The 21,398-nt window shown below is 53.8% G+C and carries 18 protein-coding genes; 15 read left to right on the top strand and 3 right to left on the bottom strand.

Annotated elements, in window-relative coordinates:
• Nucleotides 1-99 precede the first annotated feature (99 nt).
• From argG to argH, 8 genes are all read left to right on the top strand, one after another.
• A complete protein-coding gene (gene argG, locus JT718_RS08950) occupies nucleotides 100-1,296 on the top strand; it encodes an argininosuccinate synthase (RefSeq protein WP_205501892.1) in 1,197 nt (398 codons plus the stop codon).
• Nucleotides 1,283-2,275, top strand: a complete 993-nt coding sequence (gene argC, locus JT718_RS08945) for an N-acetyl-gamma-glutamyl-phosphate reductase (RefSeq protein WP_205501891.1) — start codon at nucleotides 1,283-1,285, stop codon at nucleotides 2,273-2,275. The genes argG and argC overlap by 14 nt, the downstream gene beginning before the upstream one ends.
• 222 nt (nucleotides 2,276-2,497) lie before the next feature.
• Entirely contained in the window at nucleotides 2,498-3,634 is a 1,137-nt protein-coding gene (locus JT718_RS08940) for an aspartate aminotransferase family protein (protein ID WP_205501890.1), read from the top strand.
• 116 nt (nucleotides 3,635-3,750) lie between these two features.
• On the top strand, nucleotides 3,751-4,707 hold the full coding sequence (locus tag JT718_RS08935) for a Rossmann-fold NAD(P)-binding domain-containing protein (protein WP_205501889.1): 957 nt from the start codon (nucleotides 3,751-3,753) through the stop codon (nucleotides 4,705-4,707).
• 230 nt (nucleotides 4,708-4,937) lie between these two features.
• Nucleotides 4,938-5,735: an acetylglutamate kinase gene (gene argB / locus JT718_RS08930; RefSeq protein WP_205501888.1), complete on the top strand. Its 798-nt coding sequence runs from the start codon at nucleotides 4,938-4,940 to the stop codon at nucleotides 5,733-5,735.
• A gap of 335 nt (nucleotides 5,736-6,070) precedes the next feature.
• A complete protein-coding gene (gene proC, locus JT718_RS08925; RefSeq protein WP_205501887.1) occupies nucleotides 6,071-6,892 on the top strand; it encodes a pyrroline-5-carboxylate reductase in 822 nt (273 codons plus the stop codon).
• A 263-nt stretch (nucleotides 6,893-7,155) separates the two neighbouring features.
• Nucleotides 7,156-8,220: a M20 family metallo-hydrolase gene (locus JT718_RS08920; RefSeq protein WP_205501886.1), complete on the top strand. Its 1,065-nt coding sequence runs from the start codon at nucleotides 7,156-7,158 to the stop codon at nucleotides 8,218-8,220.
• A 1-nt stretch (nucleotide 8,221) separates the two neighbouring features.
• Nucleotides 8,222-9,553 carry an argininosuccinate lyase gene (argH, locus tag JT718_RS08915; protein WP_205501885.1) on the top strand — a complete coding sequence of 444 codons (1,332 nt, stop codon included), beginning with the start codon at nucleotides 8,222-8,224 and terminating at the stop codon, nucleotides 9,551-9,553.
• Between the two features lie 517 nt (nucleotides 9,554-10,070).
• Here the strand turns inward: argH and JT718_RS08910 are convergent.
• On the bottom strand, nucleotides 10,071-11,480 hold the full coding sequence (locus JT718_RS08910; RefSeq protein WP_205501884.1) for a high affinity choline transporter 1: 1,410 nt from the start codon (nucleotides 11,478-11,480) through the stop codon (nucleotides 10,071-10,073).
• A gap of 219 nt (nucleotides 11,481-11,699) precedes the next feature.
• Between JT718_RS08910 and JT718_RS08905 the strand changes: the two genes are divergently transcribed.
• The 4 genes from JT718_RS08905 (at nucleotide 11,700) to JT718_RS08890 (ending at nucleotide 16,786) form a co-directional block, all read left to right on the top strand.
• The gene (locus JT718_RS08905) at nucleotides 11,700-13,457 is read left to right on the top strand and encodes a T9SS type A sorting domain-containing protein (RefSeq protein WP_205501883.1); all 1,758 of its coding nucleotides are present in this window, start codon (nucleotides 11,700-11,702) and stop codon (nucleotides 13,455-13,457) included.
• 390 nt (nucleotides 13,458-13,847) lie between these two features.
• Nucleotides 13,848-14,138 carry a DUF983 domain-containing protein gene (locus JT718_RS08900; RefSeq protein WP_240337007.1) on the top strand — a complete coding sequence of 97 codons (291 nt, stop codon included), beginning with the start codon at nucleotides 13,848-13,850 and terminating at the stop codon, nucleotides 14,136-14,138.
• Between the two features lie 74 nt (nucleotides 14,139-14,212).
• The gene (locus JT718_RS08895; protein ID WP_205501881.1) at nucleotides 14,213-15,085 is read left to right on the top strand and encodes a helix-turn-helix domain-containing protein; all 873 of its coding nucleotides are present in this window, start codon (nucleotides 14,213-14,215) and stop codon (nucleotides 15,083-15,085) included.
• Between the two features lie 102 nt (nucleotides 15,086-15,187).
• Complete coding sequence (locus tag JT718_RS08890; protein WP_205501880.1) at nucleotides 15,188-16,786, top strand: PQQ-dependent sugar dehydrogenase; 1,599 nt, start codon at nucleotides 15,188-15,190, stop codon at nucleotides 16,784-16,786.
• Between the two features lie 202 nt (nucleotides 16,787-16,988).
• Here the strand turns inward: JT718_RS08890 and JT718_RS08885 are convergent, their stop codons facing one another.
• A complete protein-coding gene (locus tag JT718_RS08885) occupies nucleotides 16,989-17,312 on the bottom strand; it encodes an Mpo1-like protein (protein WP_205501879.1) in 324 nt (107 codons plus the stop codon).
• Between the two features lie 208 nt (nucleotides 17,313-17,520).
• On the opposite strand from JT718_RS08885, the gene JT718_RS08880 reads away from it, so the two are divergent.
• On the top strand, nucleotides 17,521-18,354 hold the full coding sequence (locus JT718_RS08880; protein ID WP_205501878.1) for an energy transducer TonB: 834 nt from the start codon (nucleotides 17,521-17,523) through the stop codon (nucleotides 18,352-18,354).
• Between the two features lie 111 nt (nucleotides 18,355-18,465).
• Here JT718_RS08880 and polX read toward each other — a convergent pair whose 3' ends face one another.
• A complete protein-coding gene (gene polX / locus JT718_RS08875) occupies nucleotides 18,466-20,220 on the bottom strand; it encodes a DNA polymerase/3'-5' exonuclease PolX (RefSeq protein ID WP_240337006.1) in 1,755 nt (584 codons plus the stop codon).
• Between the two features lie 269 nt (nucleotides 20,221-20,489).
• Between polX and JT718_RS08870 the strand changes: the two genes are divergently transcribed.
• Together JT718_RS08870 and JT718_RS08865 are read left to right on the top strand one after the other, a co-directional pair.
• The gene (locus JT718_RS08870) at nucleotides 20,490-20,885 is read left to right on the top strand and encodes a hypothetical protein (RefSeq protein ID WP_240337005.1); all 396 of its coding nucleotides are present in this window, start codon (nucleotides 20,490-20,492) and stop codon (nucleotides 20,883-20,885) included.
• Between the two features lie 67 nt (nucleotides 20,886-20,952).
• Entirely contained in the window at nucleotides 20,953-21,357 is a 405-nt protein-coding gene (locus JT718_RS08865) for an EVE domain-containing protein (RefSeq protein ID WP_205501877.1), read from the top strand.
• Nucleotides 21,358-21,398: the final 41 nt, after the last annotated feature.

Raw genomic sequence — 21,398 nt, 5'->3', positions numbered from 1 at the left:
GAGAGAATGAGTGAATAGATTCTATTTTACTCATTCTCTCAATCATGCAATCACTCAATCATCCAATAAAATTCATTCTCTCAATCACTCATTACCAACATGAAAAAAGTAGTTCTCGCGTTCAGTGGCGGCTTAGACACATCTTTCTGTGTGAAGTACCTGCTGGAACAAGGTTATGAAATCTATTCGGCCATCGTGAATACCGGCGGCTTCTCTGAAGAGGAGTTAGCCGAGATTGCCCGAAGGGCGGAGAATCTGGGCGTGAAACAGCACGTAACCTTAGACGAAACCGACAACTACTACCAGACCTGCCTGAAGTACCTCATCTTCGGGAATGTGCTGAAAAACAACACTTATCCGCTGTCGGTGAGTGCCGAGCGTATCTCTCAGGCGGTAGCTATTGCTAAGTACGCTCAGCAGATTGGTGCCGAAGCCGTAGCGCATGGCAGCACTGGTGCTGGTAACGACCAGGTACGTTTTGACATGGTATTCAACATTCTGGTACCTAATGTGCAGGTGATTACGCCTATCCGTGACCTGAAATTGTCGCGCGAGGAAGAAATTGCTTACCTGAAAGAGCGGGGCGTAGAGATGGACTTCCAGAAGGCGCAATACTCTATCAACAAAGGCATCTGGGGTACTTCTGTAGGTGGAAAAGAAACCCTGACTTCGCACCAGGCACTACCAGAATCTGCTTACCCTACTCAGCTTTCTAAAGAAACGCCAGAGCGCATTACGCTGCACTTCAAAAACGGTGAGCCGGTGGGCTTGAACGATGAGCTATTCGACAATCCGGTGCATGTGATCCAGAAGCTGCAGGAGATTGCCGGTGGCTTTGCGATTGGCCGTGACATTCACGTAGGTGATACTATTATTGGTATCAAAGGAAGAGTTGGCTTTGAGGCGGCTGCCCCTATGGTTATCATCAAAGCGCACCATGCGTTGGAGAAACATACCTTAACCAAATGGCAGTTATACTGGAAAGACAGCTTGGCTACCTGGTACGGTAACTGGATGCACGAAGGCCAGTTTCTAGACCCTACCATGCGCAACATCGAGACGTTTTTAACCGACACGCAGAAAACCGTGACCGGGAAAGTACACGTGTGGCTGGCTCCGTACCGTTTCCAGGTAGAAGGCATTGAGTCTGAGCATGATTTGATGTCTTCTAAATTCGGTTCGTACGGCGAGATGAACAACGCCTGGACCGGCGAAGATGTGAAAGGTTTCTCTAAAATCTTCGGGAACCAGACCATGATGTACCGCTTAATCAATGGCGAAGATGGCGCAGAGTAATCTTATAAAAGTGGGCATAGTAGGCGGAGCAGGCTACACCGGTGGTGAGCTGCTTCGGCTGCTGGTGCACCACCCGCATGTACAGATAGCTTTTGTGCACAGCAATAGCCAGGCCGGCAAACCAGTAACAGACACACATACAGACTTGTTAGGCGATACTGATTTAGTCTTCACCAATGAACTGGGCACCGATGTAGACGTTCTATTCCTTTGCGTAGGCCACGGCGATGCTAAGAAGTTCTTAGACGCTAATACTATTCCGGACACAGTTAAAATTATTGACTTGAGCCAGGACTTCCGCCTCACGGCAAAGTCAACTTCTGGTAACCGTCAATTTGTGTACGGCTTGCCGGAGCTAAACCGCGAGCAAATCAAAACCGCGGTTAACGTAGCCAACCCAGGTTGCTTCGCCACGGCTATTCAGCTGGCCTTGCTCCCGCTCGCTCAGAATGGTTCTTTAGCACAGGAAGTACACGTAAGCGGTATCACCGGTTCTACCGGCGCAGGTCAGAAACTGGCCGAGACCTCGCACTTCAGCTGGCGCAATAATAATATCTCCAGCTACAAAGTGTTCGGACACCAGCACTTGCATGAGATTACGAAAAGCCTGCAATCATTGCAATCAGACTTAAATACTGCCATCCGCTTTGTGCCATACCGTGGCAACTTTAGCCGTGGCATTATGTGTACTACGTATTTGCGCTCAGACCTAAGCCTGGAAGAAGCCCAACAATTGTACAGGCAATTCTATGAAGGCCATCCGTACACACTCATTACTGACAAGAACCCAAACCTGAAGCAGGTAGTGAACACCAACAAGTGCATATTATATATAGAGAAGCACGATGATCAGTTAGTTATCACTAGCATGATTGATAACCTTCTGAAAGGTGCCTCGGGCCAAGCGGTGCAAAACATGAACCTGTTGTTCGGGCTGGACGAAAGGGCTGGCTTGCAGCTGAAAGCCATCGGGTTTTAGAACCTCTCCAACCTACCGCTGGCGCGAGCTTGCAGCTCGTGTCCTCAAGCGTTGCTGATTTAGTTTTACAGCAGAAGCCATCTGGAATACGTGCGGACACGAGCTGCAAGCTCGCGCCAGCGAATGAAAGTATGACAGCGTTTCCAGGCTGTTTTCAGAAAAACAGGCCCAAGACAGAAATTGGAGTCTGATGTCTTACGTCTTGAATCTTACATCTACAAAATGAATCTCTTCGACGTTTACCCTCTTTTTGATATAACGCCCGTGAAGGCCCTCGGCTCCAAGCTGTGGGACGAGAACGGCACCGAGTACCTGGATTTGTACGGCGGCCATGCGGTGATTTCCATTGGCCACAGCCACCCACATTACGTGCAGCGCCTTACCGAACAACTGAACAACATGGGTTTTTACTCTAATTCAGTAAAGATTCCGCAGCAGCAGGAACTGGCCGATAAACTGGGCAAATTAAGCGGTTACGAAGATTACCAATTGTTCCTGATCAACTCCGGCGCGGAGGCGAACGAGAATGCCCTGAAATTGGCCTCGTTCCATACGGGCCGCAAGAAGGTGATCTCGTTCAGCAAGTCGTTTCACGGCAGAACCTCGGCGGTAGTAGCGGCCACCGATGACCGCAGCATTGTGGCCCCCGTGAATGAAACCGAGAACATCATCTTCCTACCCTTCAATGATGCTGCTGCGGTGGAAGAAGCCTTAGCTACGAACGAGGTTGCCGCCATTATTGTGGAAGGCATCCAGGGCGTGGGCGGTGTGAACATCCCTACTATCCAGTTTCTGCAGGATTTGGAAAAACTAGCCAAGAAACACGGCGCGCTGCTGATCCTGGACGAAATTCAGTCAGGGTACGGACGTTCCGGTAAATTCTTCGCGCACCAGCACGCGGGTATCAAGCCAGACTTAATCACCATCGCCAAAGGCATGGGCAACGGTTTCCCGGTAGCAGGTGTGTTGATTTCTCCTGAGATTCCAGCCAAACACGGCATGCTGGGTACCACCTTCGGGGGCAATTACCTGGCTTGCGCTGCTGCCTTAGCAGTACTGGAAGTGATGGAGCAGGAGAACCTGGTAGAGAACGCCGCCAAAATGGGTGAGTACCTGATGGAAAAAGCCAAAGCCTTGCCAGGTGTAAAAGAAGTTCGAGGACAAGGCCTGATGGTAGGTATTGAGTTGGAAAACCCTTGCGCTCCCCTCCGCAAGGCCCTGCTGGACGAATACCGCATCTTTACCGGCTCCGCCTCCAACAAAAACACCATACGCATTCTGCCCGCCCTGAACGTAACACAGGCCGAGTTGGATAGATTCTTAGAGGCGTTTGCAAATTTGGTATCAAGTAGCAAGTAGCAGGTATCAAGACTTTTAGTTGATTTTGTATTTTCAACTCAATTCATTTAGGACAAACGATTTTACAATACTTGTGTCGTGCTACCTGATACTCGATACATGATACCATCAATAAAATGAAGCAATTCACTTCCGTTCACGACGTAGAAGATTTAGAGTCACTGGTGCGGGAAGCGCTGGTGTTGAAGCAGCACCCTTATGCTCATGAAAGTCTAGGCAAACACAAAACCTTGGGCCTTATTTTCCTGAATCCTAGTTTACGGACGCGCCTCAGCACGCAGAAAGCCGCCCAAAGTCTGGGCATGAACGTGATGGTGATGAACATGGGGCAGGAAGGCTGGGCGCTGGAAACGCAGGATGGGGCCATTATGAACGGCACCACCGTGGAGCACATCAAAGATGCCGCCGCCGTAATGGGCCAATACTGCGATGTGCTGGGCATGCGCTCTTTCCCGAAGCTGCAGAACGTGGAGGAAGACTACTCCGAGGAGATCCTGAAGAAGTTCATCCAGTACGCCAACGTGCCGTTTGTGAGTTTAGAATCTGCCACCCGCCACCCGCTGCAGAGCCTCGCTGACCTAATCACCATCACCGAGCACGCCCCCAAAGGCCGTCGCCCAAAGGTGGTATTAACCTGGGCTCCCCACGTGAAAGCGCTTCCGCAGGCCGTACCCAACTCGTTTGCCGAATGGATGTGCGCCGCGGATGTAGACTTTGTGATTACACATCCAGAAGGCTACGAACTGGACCCACAGTTCACCAACGGCGCCACCATCACCTACAACCAGCAGGAAGCCCTGGAAGGCGCCGATTTCATCTACGTGAAGAACTGGTCCACTTTTCAGCCCAACTATGGTGAGGTGCTCACCCAAGACGCCAGCTGGATGCTTACCAATCAGCACTTGACCAACACCAACAACGCCAAAGTGATGCACTGCCTGCCGGTTCGCCGCAACGTGGAACTCAGCGATGAAATTCTGGACGGCCCGAACTCCTTGGTAGTGCACGAAGCCGCCAACCGTGAATTCGCCGCCCAAGCGGTGCTGAAGCGGTTGCTAGAAGGCATTCAATAAAAGGAGTCGCTGGCGCGAGCTTGCAGCTCGTGTCCGCACGCATTCCTGCATACATTATTCATCCTCTCAATGTCATCTTGGAAAGATCTTGGTTGCCAACAGTAGTACCGCTTGGAAAGGCTTTATTAGTTCGCACACAAGATCCTTTCAGGATGTCCATAATTAGTCATCAGAAATACGTGCGGACACGAGCTGCAAGCTCGCGCCAGCGGCAGAAAACCTAACACCAAGTGTCTACCAAAATCAACGTCATCAAAATAGGGGGAAACGTGCTGGACAACCCGGCGCAGCTGGAACAATTCCTCACTGATTTCGCCTCAGTACAAGGTCCGAAAGTGCTGGTGCACGGCGGCGGGAAAATTGCTTCGGAACTGAGCAAACAGTTGGGCATTGAACCCAACATGGTGAACGGTCGCCGCATTACCGATGCTGATACCCTGCGCGTGGTCACCATGGTCTATGGCGGGTTACTAAACAAAAACCTGGTGGCGCAACTGCAGGCCCGCGGCTGTAATTCCCTCGGCTTGACAGGTGCTGATGCCAATGTTATTCCGGCCCGTAAACGCCTGGTGAAAGACATTGATTACGGCTTTGTAGGCGATGTGGAAAGCCCTGAACAGGTGAACGTGACGTTCCTGGCCTCTTTGGCCGAGCAGGGCTTGACTCCGGTTTTCGCGGCGCTCACGCATGACGGCCAGGGAAACATGCTCAATACCAACGCCGATACCATCGCCTCCACTTTGGCCGTAGCGCTGAGCCACCAGTTTGAGGTAAACTTGATTTACTGTTTCGAGAAGAAAGGCGTGCTGCTAGATGTAGAGGATGAAACCAGCGTGATTCACCACCTGCAACCGCAGTATTATGCTGAACTGAAAGAGCAAGGTGCCATTTTCGCGGGGATGCTGCCCAAGCTGGATAATGCGTTTGCCGCGCTTCAGCAGGGCGTGAAAGCAGTCATTATTGGAGATGCAGCGGAAATCAAGGGAATAGCAGCAGGTGAAAAGGCGGGAACGAGGATCACGCTGTAGACACTCGTAGGAGCTATGCACACTACGAGGTCAAGTAAATCAGCATTAATGCTAAGTACTGCGTTTTCGACCCAATTTTCAGAAAACAGGCATTAAATGCAAAAACCTGTGAGGTTTTGGAAACCTCACAGGTTTAGCCAAACACCACGCAGCAGACGCCTGCTCCAAAGACCTCGTAGCGTGCGCAAGGACCTGCAAGCGTCTGCGCTAAATCTCGTTTTCAGCCTGATTTTCAGAAAACAAGCCGGAAACGATTTGAGGAAACTGCAAAATACCTTTCTTGCAGGGAGAACATTTGTACCGATGCCGGTGTGCCGGCTGCAACCTAAAGAGATATGAGTGAACAGTACAAGAAAATAGCCATTCTGGGCGGCGGAAACATGGGCATCGCGCTGGCGAAAGGCATGGTGGCCTCCGGGAAATACCGCGCCGAGGACATCACCCTAACCCGCCGCAACACCAAACTGCTGGATGCAATGGTGGAGCAAGGCTACCGCGCCTCCAGCAACAACGCCCTGGCCGTAGCCGATGCTGATATTGTAGTCCTGAGTATCCTGCCGCAGCAACTGGATAGCGTGCTGGACAACATCTCGGAGAGCATAGACCCGAGCCGCCATCTGTTCATCTCCATCGTGACTGGTGTGGCTGTAACAGACATTATTACCCGTTTGGGCAAAGTGGTGGAAGTGGTGCGTGCTATGCCCAACACAGCTATCGCCATCCGGGAGTCTATGACATGCATTACCAGCAAGAACGCCTCGCCTGAAAACATTAAGCTGGTGAAAGAAATCTTCTCCGCCGTGGGCGAAACCGTGGAAATTGAGGAAGAACTCATGTCCTCAGCTACGGCGCTGGTGGCTTGCGGCATTGCCTTCTTTTTACGTTCTATCCGGGCGGCGGCCCAGGGCGGCACCGAGATCGGGTTCCATGCTGGAGATGCTCTTCGTATGGCCGCTCAGACAGCCAAAGGCGCCGCTTCCCTCCTGCTGCACTTCGGGAGTCACCCAGAGAACGAGATTGACAAAGTGACTTCGCCAAAAGGCTGCACCATTGCCGGTCTGAACGAAATGGAGCACAACGGCTTTAGCTCTGCCATGATCAAAGGCATCCGGACTTCGGCTAACAAAGCGGAAAAGTTATATACAGACGAAAAGTAGAGACCAGGCACCGCCTTGTCTCCACGCATTGCTGGTTTTGGCCTGTTTTTCCAAAAATAGGCTCAAAACTCAAATAAATGGCGCGAGACTGAAGTCTCGTGACAAAGGATGAAGCGAGTCTCCAGACTCGCCGGGAACCACGAGCTGGAAATGCTCACTTCAGCAATACGTGAAGTCGCTGCTACACAGCGAGAGTAGTCAAAGACTACTCATCATCTGTAGGCACGAGTTACAAACTCGCGCCAGCGGAAAAAGAAATAGAAATGAACAATACCTTATACCAAGACGCCCTCGCGTTACTCCAGCAACTTATCTCCATCCAATCCTTCAGCCGTGAGGAGGCAGGAACGGCGGAGGCAATTGCGCAGTTTTTGCAGGCCAGAGGCGTGGAGATTCACCGCAGGGAGCACAACGTTTGGGCGTTTAACAAGTACTACAACACGGCCCTGCCTACGGTACTGCTGAACTCGCACCATGATACCGTAAAGCCACACCCCAGTTGGACCTTTGACCCGTTCACGCCTACCTTGCAAGACGGCAAACTCATTGGTTTGGGTAGCAATGATGCGGGTGGTTGCCTGGTGTCGCTCATCGCTACGTTCCTGCACTTTTATGAGCGTCAGGATTTAACCTATAACCTAGTGCTGGCCGCTACGGCTGAGGAAGAAATCTCGGGAAGAAACGGCATTGAACTGGTGTACCCAGAACTGGGTGACTTGGAGTTTGCCATTGTGGGGGAACCTACCCAGATGCACCTGGCTGTGGCCGAAAAAGGCCTGATGGTACTAGATTGCATGGCCCACGGACAAGGCGGCCACGCTGCCCGCGAGGAAGGTTTAAATGCCATCTATGAAGCATTGCCTGATATTGAGTGGTTCCGCACATTCCGCTTCCCAAAGGAGTCTAGCTTCCTAGGTCCGGTGAAAATGAGCGTGACCATCATTCAGGCAGGCTCACAGCACAACGTGGTGCCAGATCAATGCAAATTTACCGTGGATGTGCGCATGACCGATGCCTATCAGCCTGAGGAAGTGTTGAGCATCATTCGGGAGCACGTGAAAAGTGGGGTAACGCCACGTTCTACGCGTTTGCGGCCTTCGTGCATTGATCAGAATCACCCCATTGTGCAGTCGGGCATTCAACTGGGTAGGAACCTGTACGGCTCCCCTACCACCTCGGACCAGGCGCTGTTGAACATCCCGTCGGTGAAAGTGGGTCCGGGAGACTCGGCTCGTTCGCATACCGCCGATGAATTTATTTACCTTTCAGAATTAGAAGAGGGTATTGCCCTTTACATACAATTATTGACTCCTGTTATTACCGCTTAGCATGAAACTTTGGCAGAAAGAAACCTCCGTCGCGCAGAACGTTGAGAAATTCACCGTGGGCAAAGACGCCGAAATGGACTTGCAATTAGCTCCTTTTGATGTGCTGGGCTCCCTGGCACACACGCGCATGCTGGAGAGCATCGGGTTGATGGAACCGGAAGACCTGACCGCCGTGCAGCGCGAACTCAAGGAGATTTACAGAACCATTGAGCGCGGCGAGTTTGAAATAGAGGCCGGTGTGGAAGACGTGCACTCTATGGTGGAGCTGCTTCTGACGCGCCGTTTGGGCGAGGCAGGCAAGAAAATCCACAGCGGCCGTTCCCGCAACGACCAGGTGTTGGTAGACCTCAAGCTGTTCATCCGCCATGAAATCCGTGAGACGGTTGAAGCGGTGCACACCCTGTTCAACACCTTACAGGAGCTCAGCGAAAAGAACAAGCATATTTTACTACCAGGCTACACGCACCTGCAGGTAGCTATGCCGTCTTCGTTCGGGCTATGGTTTGGCGCGTACGCCGAGAGTCTGGTAGATGACCTACAAATTCTGCAAGCGGCCTATAAAATCAGCAACAAGAACCCGTTGGGCTCGGCGGCTGGGTACGGAAGTTCGTTCCCACTCAACCGCCAAATGACGACGGATTTGCTGGGCTTCGAGGCACTGAACTACAACGTGGTGTACGCGCAAATGGGCCGTGGCAAGACCGAGCGCAGCGTGAGCATGGGCCTTGCGTCTATTGCCAGCACCCTCGGCCGCATGGCCATGGACGTATGCCTGTACATGAGCCAGAACTTCGCCTTCGTGACCTTGCCCGATGAACTGACCACCGGTTCCAGCATCATGCCGCACAAGAAAAACCCCGACGTATTTGAAATCATGCGCGGCAAGTGCAACCGCCTACAAGCCCTACCCACCGAGATTCAGATGCTGTTGGGCAACCTGCCCTCCGGTTATCACCGTGAGTTGCAGTTGCTCAAAGAAAGCTTCTTCCCGGCTTTTGGCGAAATTAGGAATTGTCTGGAGATGATGACGTTCATGTTGCCGCACCTGAAGCTAAACGAAGACATCCTGAAAGATGAGAAATACCAGTACCTCTTCAGCGTGGAAGTGGTAAACAACCAGGTGCTCAACGGTGTGCCGTTTAGAGATGCGTACAAAAACGTAGGCTTAGCCATTGAAAAAGGGGAATTTGAACGGCCGGAAACGCTGAACCACACGCACGAGGGTAGCATTGGCAACTTGTGCACTGAGAAGATTAAAGGCTTGATGGACGAGGTACTGAGCGGCTTCCAGTTTGAGAAAGTAGATAAGGCGATTGCTGAGTTGCTGGCATAATCCGTTTACGGCTCGTTTTGCTGAAAACAGGCTAAAACCGCAAAAGCCCACACAGGTATTGAAAACCTGTGAGGGCTTTTGCGGTTTTATTTCCCGCTGGCGCGAGCTTGCAGCTCGTGTCCGCACGCATTGCTGAGTGTTCTGCGCTTCCCTTTTTGAACTTCGGAACTCCGGCTCTTCCAATGTTTCCGAACCCATTCTGTCATCTTGGAAAGATCTGGTGGGCGAATTAGAAAAGCTTGGAAGAAACGAATTTGCCGTTCGCCACCAAGATCCTTTCAGGATGACAGAGAGAGTGGTGCTGAGTTATGAATTCATTAACTCACCAGGAATGCGTGCGGACACGAGCGGAACGCTCGCGCCAGCGATGAAGAATAAGACGCTTTCCCAGTGAAGATCTACCTACCTCCGTGGAAAATGTGCCGAAGAATGGGAAACGTACTTCGGTAGGGAATCACGGCGTAACAGGGTTACGCCGCTACATTTCTGTTTAAGGCCTGCTTTCCGTAAAACGGCGCTAAACTGTGTCAAGGGGTTCTGATTCTCTTTGGGTCAGGGCCAGGGGTTGGGTCACCATTCCAGCCAGATACCCCAGCACACTTCCGGCCAACCCGTACCACAAAGGCTCCACCTCGGTTCCAGAAATTCGGCAAAAAAGCCAGGTGCCCATGCCCAGCACCATGGACAGGATAGCGGCACGGGCCGAGGCTTGTTTCAGGTAAATTCCGGCTACCAGGGGCACCAGCAGACTTACCAGACTCAGTGCCGATGACTCGCTGACTAGTTCATGGATGTTGCTGCGGGACAAGGCAAACCCCAGGGAAATCACTGCCACCACCAGCACGCTCGCCCGGGACAGCGCCAGCAGTTTTTTGTCGGTCATTTCTTTGAAGAGGGGGCGCAGGAGGTTTTCGCTCAGGATGGAGGCTGGGGCCAGGATAGCGCCGCTGGCCGTACTAATGATGGCCGAAATAAGGGCCCCGAAAAACAGTACCTTGATGAGCAAGGGGCTGGAACCCAGAATCAGGCTGGGCACCAGCATCTGGGCGTCTTTAGAGGCTAGTTCTGGGTGCAGCACTTTGGCGTAAATGGCCAGAATAAGCGGCAACAGGGCCACCGTCACGTACAGAAACGCGGCCAGCAGGGAGGCCCCCACCGCCACGTTTTCAGACTTAGACGCCATGACCCGCTGAAACACGTCCTGCTGCGGAATGGAGCCCAGGCCAATGGTCATCCAGAGGGCCAGGTAGTTGAGCCAACCCGAGAAAGTAGTGCCCTCCTTCGGCGTGAGCCGGTAAAAATCCGGGGGAAGCGTGGCGGCAACCTCGGCCAGGGGCTTTTCGCGCATCACCCACCAGGTTACCACCAGCAGACCCAGAATGATCATGATGGTTTGCACGTAATCGGTGACGCTCACGCTCCACATGCCGCCAAAGTACGTGTAGAGCACCACCAGAAAGCTCCCCGCCAGAACGCCTTGCACCAACGTGGTGCCCAGCAGCAGGTTGAATGCAATGCCCAGGGCTACCATCTGCGCGGCCACCCACCCGAAGTATGACACCACCAGGCAGACGGAAGCCACCACCTCGGCCGAACGGCCAAATTTGATCCGGTAAAAATCGCCGAAGGTGAGCAGGTTCATGCGGTACAGCTTTCTGGCGAAAAACAGGCCCACCAGCACCAGGCACAGGGCGGCGCCCAGGGGGTCTTCCACCATGCCCATCAGGCCTTCCTCGGCAACCTCGGCCGAGGCGCCCAGAATGGTCTCGGAGCCAAACCAGGTGGCAAACACCACGGCAGTGGCCATGGGCAGCGGCAGGGCCCGGCCGGCCAGCATAAAGTCAGAGGTATTGTGCACGCGCCGGGCGGCCCAGAGCCCCACCAGCACGTTGAGCACCAGGTACAACAGAACAAAAAAGACGAGCATGGGCTACTGGTTCTAGTTTGGGCCAGGTTTTCCGAAAACACCCGGCAAACGGGGAGCAAGATAATCTATTTCAAAGTACCAGGGTAAGCCAAGCGGGGGCTACCTGCGTATAACAAACTAATATTCAAAAACTACAAGTTGTATTTTGCGTTTGCCGGCAACTTCTCTACCTTTCTGGTAAACCGGTTGCTTTTGTTCCATCCCCAACTCCTGAGCTTCATGGCAACACCCCTACCCCCCAAAAACCAAAGGGCCCTTGGCTGGCCTCTCCTGCTGTTGGCGCTTCTTCTCACGGCTCTTCAGGCTGGGGCAACCCACATCAGGGCCGGGAATATTCTGGCAAAGGGAGAAACCGGACCGGACCGCAACCCTCTGAAGTTCCACTTTACCCTGGTCACCTATACCGTGGCTCCGCCTGCCTTTGAGGATCTTTCGGCCCGCCTCTATTTTGGCGACTGCACCAGCCAGGAAGTTGCCCGCACGTCCAGAACCATTCTGGCCAACGGCCAGAACAACACCCTGGTGAATGAGTACCACTTTGAGCACACGTTTCCGGGCCCCGGCACATACACGGTCACCTACGTGGCCATGAGCCGAAATATGGGGGTGGTGAACCTCAACACCTCCGTCCAGCAAGTCTTTACGCTGCAGACCACGGTCACCGTTGATCCCTTCCTGGGGGTTAACCGCTCACCCATGTTTTCGCAGGCTCCCCTGGAAGCCGCCGTCCGGAACCAGACGCTGGTGCACAACCCGGTGGCGTATGACCCAGACGGCGACAGCCTGGCGTACAAACTGGTGCCGCTCAAAACCAGCAACAGCTTTGACCCCTGCGGAAACCCCGTTGTGCAGACCGCCCCCGGGTTCAGGGGGCTGGAGCACTTCCTGGGTCCCCAGCAACCCGGTAGCCCCACCGGCTACACCCTGGACCCAATCACCGGCCAGCTCACCTGGAACACCCCAGGCATTCTGGGCGAATACAACATTGCCCTGGGGGTGGAAGAGTGGCGCGACGGGCGCCTCATTGGGCAAATTGTGCGCGACATGCAACTCCTGATAGGCGAGAACGGCAACCGTCCGCCGGTTATAACAGCTCCCCGCGATACCTGCGCGGTGGCCAGCACCCTGCTGCAGGCCCCCGTCATGACCCGGGACCCAGACAATGATCCTACCATAGTCCTGGTGTATGGCGAGATGATGTCCAGGATTGAATTTCCCCGGGTAGATGACGTTACGCGCGCCTTTCAGTGGCAGCCCAGGTGTGAAGACGTGCGCCGGGCTCCTTACCAGGTAGTGTTCAGGGCCGAGGACCAGCCTTCGGCGGGCGCTACCAAGCTGGCTCACGTGCAAACCTGGAACGTCACGGTAGTGGCCCCGCCTCCGGTGCTCCTCTCGGCGGTTCCGCAGGGCGGCAACAGCGTGCGGCTTACCTGGCAAAACTACACCTGCCCCAACTTTGGTCGCATGTACATCTACCGCAAGGTGAACGCCTCGGCCTTCTCGCCCACGGCCTGCCAGGTGGGCATTCCCGCCTCGGCGGGGTACACGCTGGTGGGCACGGTGCCCGCGGGCACCTCTACGTTCCTGGACAACAACAACGGCCAGGGACTTGACCTGAACCAGCAGTACCACTACCGCATTTACGCCGCCATGCAGGAGCCCGCCGGGGGAAGCAGCCTGGCCTCCAATGAGGTGGCTGTCTCAACCCTCACTGGAACTCCCGAAGGCCAAGCGCAGCAGCTCACCTTCCGGCCAAATCCGGCCACGGACCTGGTGACCATAGAGGCCCCGGCCTCGGTACGCTTGCTGTCGGTGCAGGCGGTGGGGGTAACCGGCAAGAAAACAACCCAGCTGAAGCCCCTCAAAGCTGCCCACGGCTGGACACTGGACGTACGCGCCCTGCCCCCGGGCCTGCACCTGCTTTACCTGCAAACCGACCAAGGCCCTGTGGTGCACCGGCTGGTCATCAAGCGCTAGCACCTGCCCTTAAGAACGCATAGATCTGCATCAGCCTACAGAGGTTGTAGCCCTGCAGGTAGGTTTCTGGGCTATTTTGGCAGAACTAGGGTGTAAACGGCTGGTGATGGAGACCATTCTGCAGGGCTGGTGAATTGGAGCATTCCGGAGGTGGCGGCTTGCTGCTCCCCTACAATGGGGCGGGGCCGGGGCAAAAATCACCTTAACAACCGCCTTTTGTCCTATCCATAAAAGCATGGGGCACGTACCTTTGTAAAAGATAATTTGCAGAGAACGATGTTAGGAAAAGGATCTAAACTATATAGCGTTTTCAGGCTGAAGTGCCCTCGCTGCCATGAGGGAAACCTGTTTGAGAACAACAGTCTGCTGAGCTGGAGTAATTTCTCCCAGATGAAAGACCAGTGCCCCGTGTGCCAGCAGTTGTACGAGCCCGAGCCCGGCTACTACTACGGAGCCATGTTTGTGAGCTACGCCCTCACCACCGGCCCCACCCTTGGCATTGTAGCCCTGATGATGCTGTTCTCAGACGAAATCACCACCTGGATGTTTGTAGGGGCCTTGGTGCTGGCCCTGGTCTTGTTCCTGCCGGCCATCTTCAAGCTGTCCCGCTCCATCTGGATCAACATCTTCATCAGCTATGACCCAACGGCCGCCGCTACCCCGCAGGCCCGGGGACATTAGCGGGCGCGTGCGCGGATTTCGCGTTATTTTCTGCAATTTGGGGCAGAAACAGTGCGGCCGGCGCCGCTTGGCCTATGCCCGAAAAACTTCCCGTTTACCGTATTCCTGATTTTACCGCCGCCCGGGCGCTCACCCACGGCTTCCATGTGGTAGACCTGCAGGCCCACCGGCAGAAGCATGCCTTTGTGCAAGCGCCGCACAAGCATGACTTTTACCTGCTGCTGCACATCAGGCAGGGCCAGGGTACCCACACCATTGATTTCACCACCTATGACCTTAGGCCCAACAGCGTCTTTTTCCTGACGCCGGGCCAGGTGCATGCCTGGGACCTCTCGCCAGATACCCAGGGCACGCTGCTGTTCTTCTCCCCCGACTTTTACCAGGAAGCCCCCGGCAGCGAACAGCTCCGCCAGTTTCCGTTCTTCAGGGCCTGGCAGAACCCCGCGGTGCTTTACGCTGAGGCTGCCCAGCTCACGCCCGTTGAAAACCTGCTGCAGGACCTCTTGCGGGAGTACGCCCAGCCGCTCTCCCTGCAGACCGAGGCCCTGCGGGCCTATCTGCGCCTTCTGCTCATCTTTTTAGCCCGCCTGTACCCCGCCGCCCACGCCGCGCAGGACAACGCCAACTGGCCCTTTTACCTTTACCAGCTGGAAGCCCTGGTAGAGCAGCACTACCGGGAGCACCACCCCGTGAAATTCTACGCCGATGCCCTGCACCTGTCGGCTAAGTACCTGAACGAGCTGTGCAAACAGAACCTGGGCAAGACTACTTCTGATCTGCTGCAGGAACGGCTGGTGTTGGAAGCCAGACGCCTGCTCACCCACTCCCCGCACCTCAACATTACGCAGGTGGCCCATGCCCTGGGCTTTGAGGACAATTCCTATTTCAGCCGATTTTTCAAAAAACACACCGGAAACACCCCGGAGCAGTTCAGACAGCGCGGGTAGCCCCAGCTTTACGCAACCGCAGACAGTTTTCCACAACCAAAGCAACCCGCCGGGGGTTTAAAGAGTCTGTGTCCGTTGGTCTCAGACTTAGCTTTTTCCCCTATGGTACGATTTGCAGCTTCGCTCCTCTTCCTGCTCCTGGCGTTTAGTGCCGCCCTCCCTGCCTGGGCCCAGAACTTAACCGGCCCGCAGGGCGAGGTGTTCACGGTGCGGGTGGTCAAAGACAAACTTAGCGATCCGTGGGAAGTGACTTACGGCCCCGACCACCACCTGTGGGTCACCGAGGCGAAAGGTTACCGCGTGAGCCGCATTCATCCTACCACCGGAGCCCAAACGGTTGTCCTGGACCTGAACAACCTCCGCCAGTTTCCGCGCTATGACAAGGTGCCAGACTCCATAGACGGCGGTAAATCCTGGCCACAGGGCGGACTCATGGGCATGGCGCTGCATCCCCAGCTTCTCACGGGCAAACCGTATGTGTACCTGGCGTACGCGTACCAGTTTGCCGGGGCAAACAAACCGGGCGATGGCTGTGATCCCAACTTTGCCGGCTGCCATTACACCATGCGCGTGGTGCGCTACGATTATGAGCCGAAATCCCAGAAACTAACCCATCCTATGGTGCTCTGCGACAGCATCCCGGGCAGCAATGACCACAACTCCGGCCGCTTGCTTATTGCCCCGGTGAACGGCAAAGATTTCCTCTTTTACACCGTAGGCGACATGGGCGCGGGGCAGTTCCATAACGTGGGCCGACCTAATCGGGCGCAACTGACCAGCAGCTATGAAGGCAAAGTACTACGCTTCAACCTGGAGCCAGATGCTGATAAAGGTCCCTTTGACCGCTGGATTCCGAATGATAATCCGTTCACCTCAACCCAACGGCAGAGTGCGGTCTGGAGTACCGGCTATAGGAATGCGCAAGGCTTGGCCTATGCCGTGATAGGCGGCACTGGCCGGATCTATTCCAGCGAACACGGGCCTTTCTCTGATGACGAGATCAACATCATAGAACGGGGCAAAAATTACGGGCACCCGTTGGTGATTGGCTACAATGACAATAACTACAACGGCCTGGCGGCGGGCGTGAGCAGCCACACCCAACTGCCCGGCGAGTGGAACACTACCTATCCCACCATCCAGAGCGAAAACGACAACGCGAAAGCTATCGGGAAAGAACTCTATCAGGACCCTATTCTCAGCTTCTATCCCAATTCCAACGCCTTTATCCGGAATGTCATGACGCAATCCCGGAACGATGAAAAAGCCTCGCCTGAGTGGACCTCTGATGCGCCCAGCAGCATTGCCGTGTACACTTCCTCGGCCATACCGGGCTGGCAGAACTCCCTGCTTGTTGCCATGCTCAAAACCGGGAAAGTGGTACGGGTGAAACTGAACGCCAACGGCACCGGCACCACCGGCGATACGCTCTCCTACTTCAACAAAAAGCAGACCCGCTACCGTGACCTGGCCATCTCCCCAGACGGCAAAAAGCTGTACGCGGTGGTAGACAGTTCCTCGGTGACTTCCGGGCCATCGGGCGAAGACCCTAAAGGCAGCCAATACAAAGGTTCCTTACTGGAGTTTACGTACGTGAAAGGCGGAACTGCTCTGAAAAACGCTACCGGCGCAGTACCCGAGAAGAAGGTGACAGGGGCAAAAGAAGCAGCCAACCTTCCAAGACAAAGACGGAAAGAATAGGCCTTGCTGCTGTTTCAGGCCTGTTCTCGGGAAAAGAAGCTGGAAATGGATTAAAATTCAGAATCTAACTACAGGTAAACTATCAAGAATCCCCCCATTTGTCATTTTGGAAAGATCTTGTGAGCCAACTGTTCTGGCGTTTATGCGAAGCCTGTCTTGTTTGTTCACAAGATCTTTCCAAGATGACAAATGATAGGTTGAGTTACTTCACTTTAAACTTCTGCTTGCCGGTGAGCAACTGAAAGAACAGCATAAAGTCTGAGGCCAGGCTGTAGAGCGGGTATTTGAAAGTGGCGGGTTTGTTTTTCTCAAAGAAGAAGTGCCCCACCCACGCAAAACCGTAGCCAATCACCGGCAGCCACCACAACCAACCATATTGCCCAAAGGCAAATGCCACGATCATGAGCAGCAGCAACAACCCCGTCCCCGTGAAATGCAGCACGCGGCTGGTGGTGTTCTGGTGTTCTGAAAGGTAGAACGGATAGAACTCCTTAAAAGACCTGATGCGGGGTGAAGGATTAACCATGGTAAAAGCTGGCACGCCCGTTTAATATAGAATTATACGTATATGAGGGAAAGCTGCTGCAAGAAAGCATACTTATTTACCTATTCATCACATACTTCTGATTTCAACCATTTAACCTGTTTTAGTTTGTTCTGTTTAAAGGCAAGTAAAGAGAATATGTGCTTTTGACTATCTTGTGCGGCAAAATATATAATTGTAACATTCCCCTATGCGGCACCTTTACATCCTCATTTTATTCATCTCTATTAGTATTCCTTCCCTTGCACAAAAAGAGCAATCATCGAAAGCTAAAATTTACATTGCTGTAGATGAAATGCCAGAGTTTCCAGGAGGAGTGGACTCTTTGTTCCATTACATCAAAGAGAATTTTGGACCTCCCAGGTACCAATACACTGAAGACTCTTTAGCCACTTTGTATTTGACTTTTACCGTAGACTATTTTGGTTTTGTACAGGATGTTGAGTTACTAAGCAGAGTGCATCCCTTGGTAGATGAAAATGCAGTAAACTTAATTAAAGGCATGCCGCAATGGAAACCGGGTAGACATGACGGCAAAACCGTGAATGTAAAGTATACTCTCCCAATTAGAGTGCCCGCCCCAAGGTCTGTTCCCAGCTTTTTACTCGGCAAATTAGCCTTTAGTAACTTTACTTATGATGAGAAAGCCTATGAAACGGGTGTATTCCTAAATATTGAAACGGCTCCAAAATTTTTAAGCGGCGAAAAAGCTTTCAAATCCTATATTAAGAAAAACTATCAAGTACCAGAGCAGGCATTGAATCAAAGAATAAATGGTACCGCTAAGCTTTCTTTCATTGTTTCGCCAGATGGTCAAGTAACCAAAATAAAAGCGCTCTCAGATTTAGGGCATGGTATAGAAGAAAACCTGATGGAGGCGATAGGTAAAATGCCCAAATGGCAACCAGGAATGTACAAGGGACAGCCTCAAAAGGTAAAACGAACAGTAGAATTCCTGGTGGTGAAAGGAAAGGCAACCTTTAAGGAGTTTACTCCATCAGAGTATGATAATAAGAACTTGTGAAACTACCATAAATCAAAAAATTGCTACATCACAAAGCCCCTGCAGGAAAGCTGTATGATAGTTTTTCCTGCAGGGGCTTTGTGGTAGCGAAATAGAATTTGCTCTAAGAATTTACAGAATCCCCTTCGCCCGCTTACGTTCCTCGAAATACGTGGCTACTTCTTCCCGGGTCTTAGCATTGAAGGTCATTTCTGGGGTTAAGCCGCCTTTACGGCCTACCAGCACGCCGTAGCGCATGTCTTCGTAGCCGCGCATGCTGTGGGCATCGGGATTGATGCTCAGGAGCACGTTCTGGCTGAGGGCGTATTCTACCCAGCGCCAGTCCAGGTCCAGCCGCCACGGGTTGGCGTTGATTTCTATGATCACCTGGTTGGCGGCGCAGGCGTCAATTACGGCTTTGTGGTCAATGGGGTAACCTTCGCGGCGCAGCAGCAGGCGGCCGGTAGGGTGCCCCAGCATAGTGGTGTACGGGTTCTGAATGGCCGTGAGCAAGCGGTCTGTGGCTTTCACTACATCCATTTTCAGGTTGCTGTGGATGGAGGCCACAATGAAGTCAAAGGAAGCCAGCACGTCATTGTCATAGTCCAGGGAGCCATCGGAAAGGATATCAGACTCAATGCCTTTGAAGATGCGGAACGGTCCCAGCTGTTGGTTCAGGTGGTCAATCTCTTTGTGCTGTTCCTTGATCCGGAACTCGTTCAATCCGTTGGCATAATACGCCGATTTGGAGTGGTCGCAGATGCCCAGGTACTGGTAGCCCAGTTGCTGGCAGTGCACGGCCATCTGCTCCAGGGTGTGCGCGCCGTCTGAGTAGGTGCTGTGGTTGTGCACGGTGCCTTTCAGGTCTGCATCGGTGAGTAGCGTGGGCAGTTTGTTTTCCCGGGCCAGTTCCAGCACGCGCAGGCTTTCGCGCAGTTCCGGGGCTATGTAGGGCAGGTTCACGCGTTGAAAGATTTCCTCCTCAGAAGCGGCCGGTTCGCCGTAGGCTTCGGCCATGAGCGTGTCGCCGTTGTCGTTCAGGGGTTGGGTGAGCCAGAGCGGATTAGCCGAGTACAACAACACCTGGTTGGCGAAGCGGCGCTCCGGCACCAAACGCACTTCTACCTTCAGGCCAGTCGTGTCAACCAGTCCACGCCACACAAACGGCCCGGATACCGATTCCTGCGGCGAGATACCCGGCAGTTCGGTCAGGAAGTTGGGCCAAATGGCGTCATCGTTCAAACTCAACAGGAACTGCAGGGTCTCCACAGTCTCCATGTTGCGGCGAATCTCGCCCACAATCTCGGCGGCGGTGGTTTCTGGCCTGTTTTTCAGGAAAGAGAGCAGTTCCAGCGCCAGGGGTTCTGCCTCGGCCCAGAGCACCTTGCCTTTGTTGGCCTCGGTGTACTGCAGGCCCTGCAGAATGGTCTCCTGGGTTTTCGCCCCGAAGCCTTTCAGCTTAGACACCTCGTTTTTCTCGCAGGCCTCGCGCAGCCGTTCAATGGTATCCACGCCCAGGTCTTTCCAGATAGTTTTGATCTTCTTGGGGCCGATGCCTTTGATGTTGAGCATCTGCACCACGCCCTCAGGGGTGGTCTCCAGAAGGCGGGCCAGATCAGCGTGGGTACCGGTCTGGATGGCTTCCATGATCTTGGCGGCCATGCCTTTGCCAATGCCGTCCAGCTTCTCCAGTTGGGCCTGGCTCATCTGGTGGATGGGTGATTCTATGCGCTCCAGCACCATTACGGCGCTGGTGTAGGACCTTATTTTAAACGGGTTCTCGTCATGCAGCTCCATCAGGGAAGCCGTGAGCCGGAACATACGGATGAGTTCTTTATTCTCCACGGTATTGGGTCTGTGAATAGTGGTAAGCAAAGATAGGAACATACGGCGTATGTTAGTCCTGAGTCTTGAGTCTTGAGTTCTGAGTCTTGAGTCTTGTGTCTTGTGTCCTGAGTCAGAGCATGTGTTCGGCTCCGCCGATGTAGGCCTGTTTCTGGAAAAAGGGCTCAAAAAGGGAAAGCCCTCATGGCTGAGGCTGGCCGGGATTCCGGGTGATTTTGCCAACTCAGGACTCTGGACTCAGAACTCAGGACTATTTCTTATATTGTGCCAGGATTGCCGGTGGGTGAATGCACGGGCAAGCCGATAAACGCATGAAAAAATCATTTCTGTTGGGTTTGGGGGCGCTGGTGCTCATGGGTACCAAATGCGGGGCCCGGCCAGATTTGCCGGCCACGGTGTACGGCCAGACCTGGCTGTACTCCTATGAAGAGGACTCCGCCGATGTGCGGACCTACCGCCCCAACACCTTTGATTTCCCGCCCTCGCGCGGGCGCACCGGCTTCCTGCTGCAGGAAGACGGCAGGTTCACGCGCTACGGCATTGCCCCCGCCGATGGCCTGGAAGAACAACCCGGCAAATGGGAGGCCTCGGGCAAAGACCAGCTGCGCGTCACCTTTGACAACCCCAAGCATAAGCCCGAGGTGCTGGAGATTATCTCCGTTTCGCCAGAAAAACTCAAAATTCGGCGCAAAACCACTCAAGAGTAGAAATCTTTTATTATTTTAAGCTAAGCAAGGGCTTGCCTGCTGGGCAGGCGCCTGCTTGTTATTACGTATGAACTACTGGCTCGTAAAAACTGAACCCGAGAAGTACGCCTGGTCTGACTTACTGCGCGACGGACAAACTACCTGGGACGGGGTCCGCAATTTTCAGGCAAGAAACAACTTACAGCAAATGAAAGCCGGAGACCTGGTGTTGTACTACCACAGCGTCTCAGAGAAAGCCATCACGGGCGTGGCCAAAGTGAGCAAGGAAGCCTACCCAGACCCCACCGCCGACGACCCCAGATGGGTGGCCGTGACCCTGGTGCCCGAGCAGGCCTTTGCCCAACCGGTTACCCTTGACCAGATCAAGAAAGACGAGCGGCTGCAGAACATTGCGCTGCTGCGGCAGTCCCGCTTGTCTGTCATGCCCCTGCGGCCCGAGGAGTTTGAGGTGTTATTGAGCCTGGGGCAGTAACCCAACCCGTCTTCAGGCAGGTAGCCGGCGTTTTTAATGTT

This window comes from Rufibacter psychrotolerans (assembly GCF_016924645.1).
GTDB classification, from domain to species: Bacteria; Bacteroidota; Bacteroidia; order Cytophagales; family Hymenobacteraceae; genus Nibribacter; species Nibribacter psychrotolerans.
This window is presented reverse-complemented; position numbering and strand designations above follow the sequence as displayed.

Coding starts and splice junctions, on each gene's coding strand:
- argG (WP_205501892.1), top strand. CDS start 100: ATGAAAAAAGTAGTTCTCGCGTTCAGTGGCGGCTTAGACACATCTTTC.
- argC (WP_205501891.1), top strand. CDS start 1,283: ATGGCGCAGAGTAATCTTATAAAAGTGGGCATAGTAGGCGGAGCAGGC.
- JT718_RS08940 (WP_205501890.1), top strand. CDS start 2,498: ATGAATCTCTTCGACGTTTACCCTCTTTTTGATATAACGCCCGTGAAG.
- JT718_RS08935 (WP_205501889.1), top strand. CDS start 3,751: ATGAAGCAATTCACTTCCGTTCACGACGTAGAAGATTTAGAGTCACTG.
- proC (WP_205501887.1), top strand. CDS start 6,071: ATGAGTGAACAGTACAAGAAAATAGCCATTCTGGGCGGCGGAAACATG.
- JT718_RS08920 (WP_205501886.1), top strand. CDS start 7,156: ATGAACAATACCTTATACCAAGACGCCCTCGCGTTACTCCAGCAACTT.
- argH (WP_205501885.1), top strand. CDS start 8,222: ATGAAACTTTGGCAGAAAGAAACCTCCGTCGCGCAGAACGTTGAGAAA.
- JT718_RS08910 (WP_205501884.1), bottom strand. CDS start 11,480: ATGCTCGTCTTTTTTGTTCTGTTGTACCTGGTGCTCAACGTGCTGGTG.
- JT718_RS08905 (WP_205501883.1), top strand. CDS start 11,700: ATGGCAACACCCCTACCCCCCAAAAACCAAAGGGCCCTTGGCTGGCCT.
- JT718_RS08900 (WP_240337007.1), top strand. CDS start 13,848: ATGAAAGACCAGTGCCCCGTGTGCCAGCAGTTGTACGAGCCCGAGCCC.
- JT718_RS08895 (WP_205501881.1), top strand. CDS start 14,213: ATGCCCGAAAAACTTCCCGTTTACCGTATTCCTGATTTTACCGCCGCC.
- JT718_RS08890 (WP_205501880.1), top strand. CDS start 15,188: ATGGTACGATTTGCAGCTTCGCTCCTCTTCCTGCTCCTGGCGTTTAGT.
- JT718_RS08885 (WP_205501879.1), bottom strand. CDS start 17,312: ATGGTTAATCCTTCACCCCGCATCAGGTCTTTTAAGGAGTTCTATCCG.
- JT718_RS08880 (WP_205501878.1), top strand. CDS start 17,521: ATGCGGCACCTTTACATCCTCATTTTATTCATCTCTATTAGTATTCCT.
- polX (WP_240337006.1), bottom strand. CDS start 20,220: ATGTTCCTATCTTTGCTTACCACTATTCACAGACCCAATACCGTGGAG.
- JT718_RS08870 (WP_240337005.1), top strand. CDS start 20,490: ATGAAAAAATCATTTCTGTTGGGTTTGGGGGCGCTGGTGCTCATGGGT.
- JT718_RS08865 (WP_205501877.1), top strand. CDS start 20,953: ATGAACTACTGGCTCGTAAAAACTGAACCCGAGAAGTACGCCTGGTCT.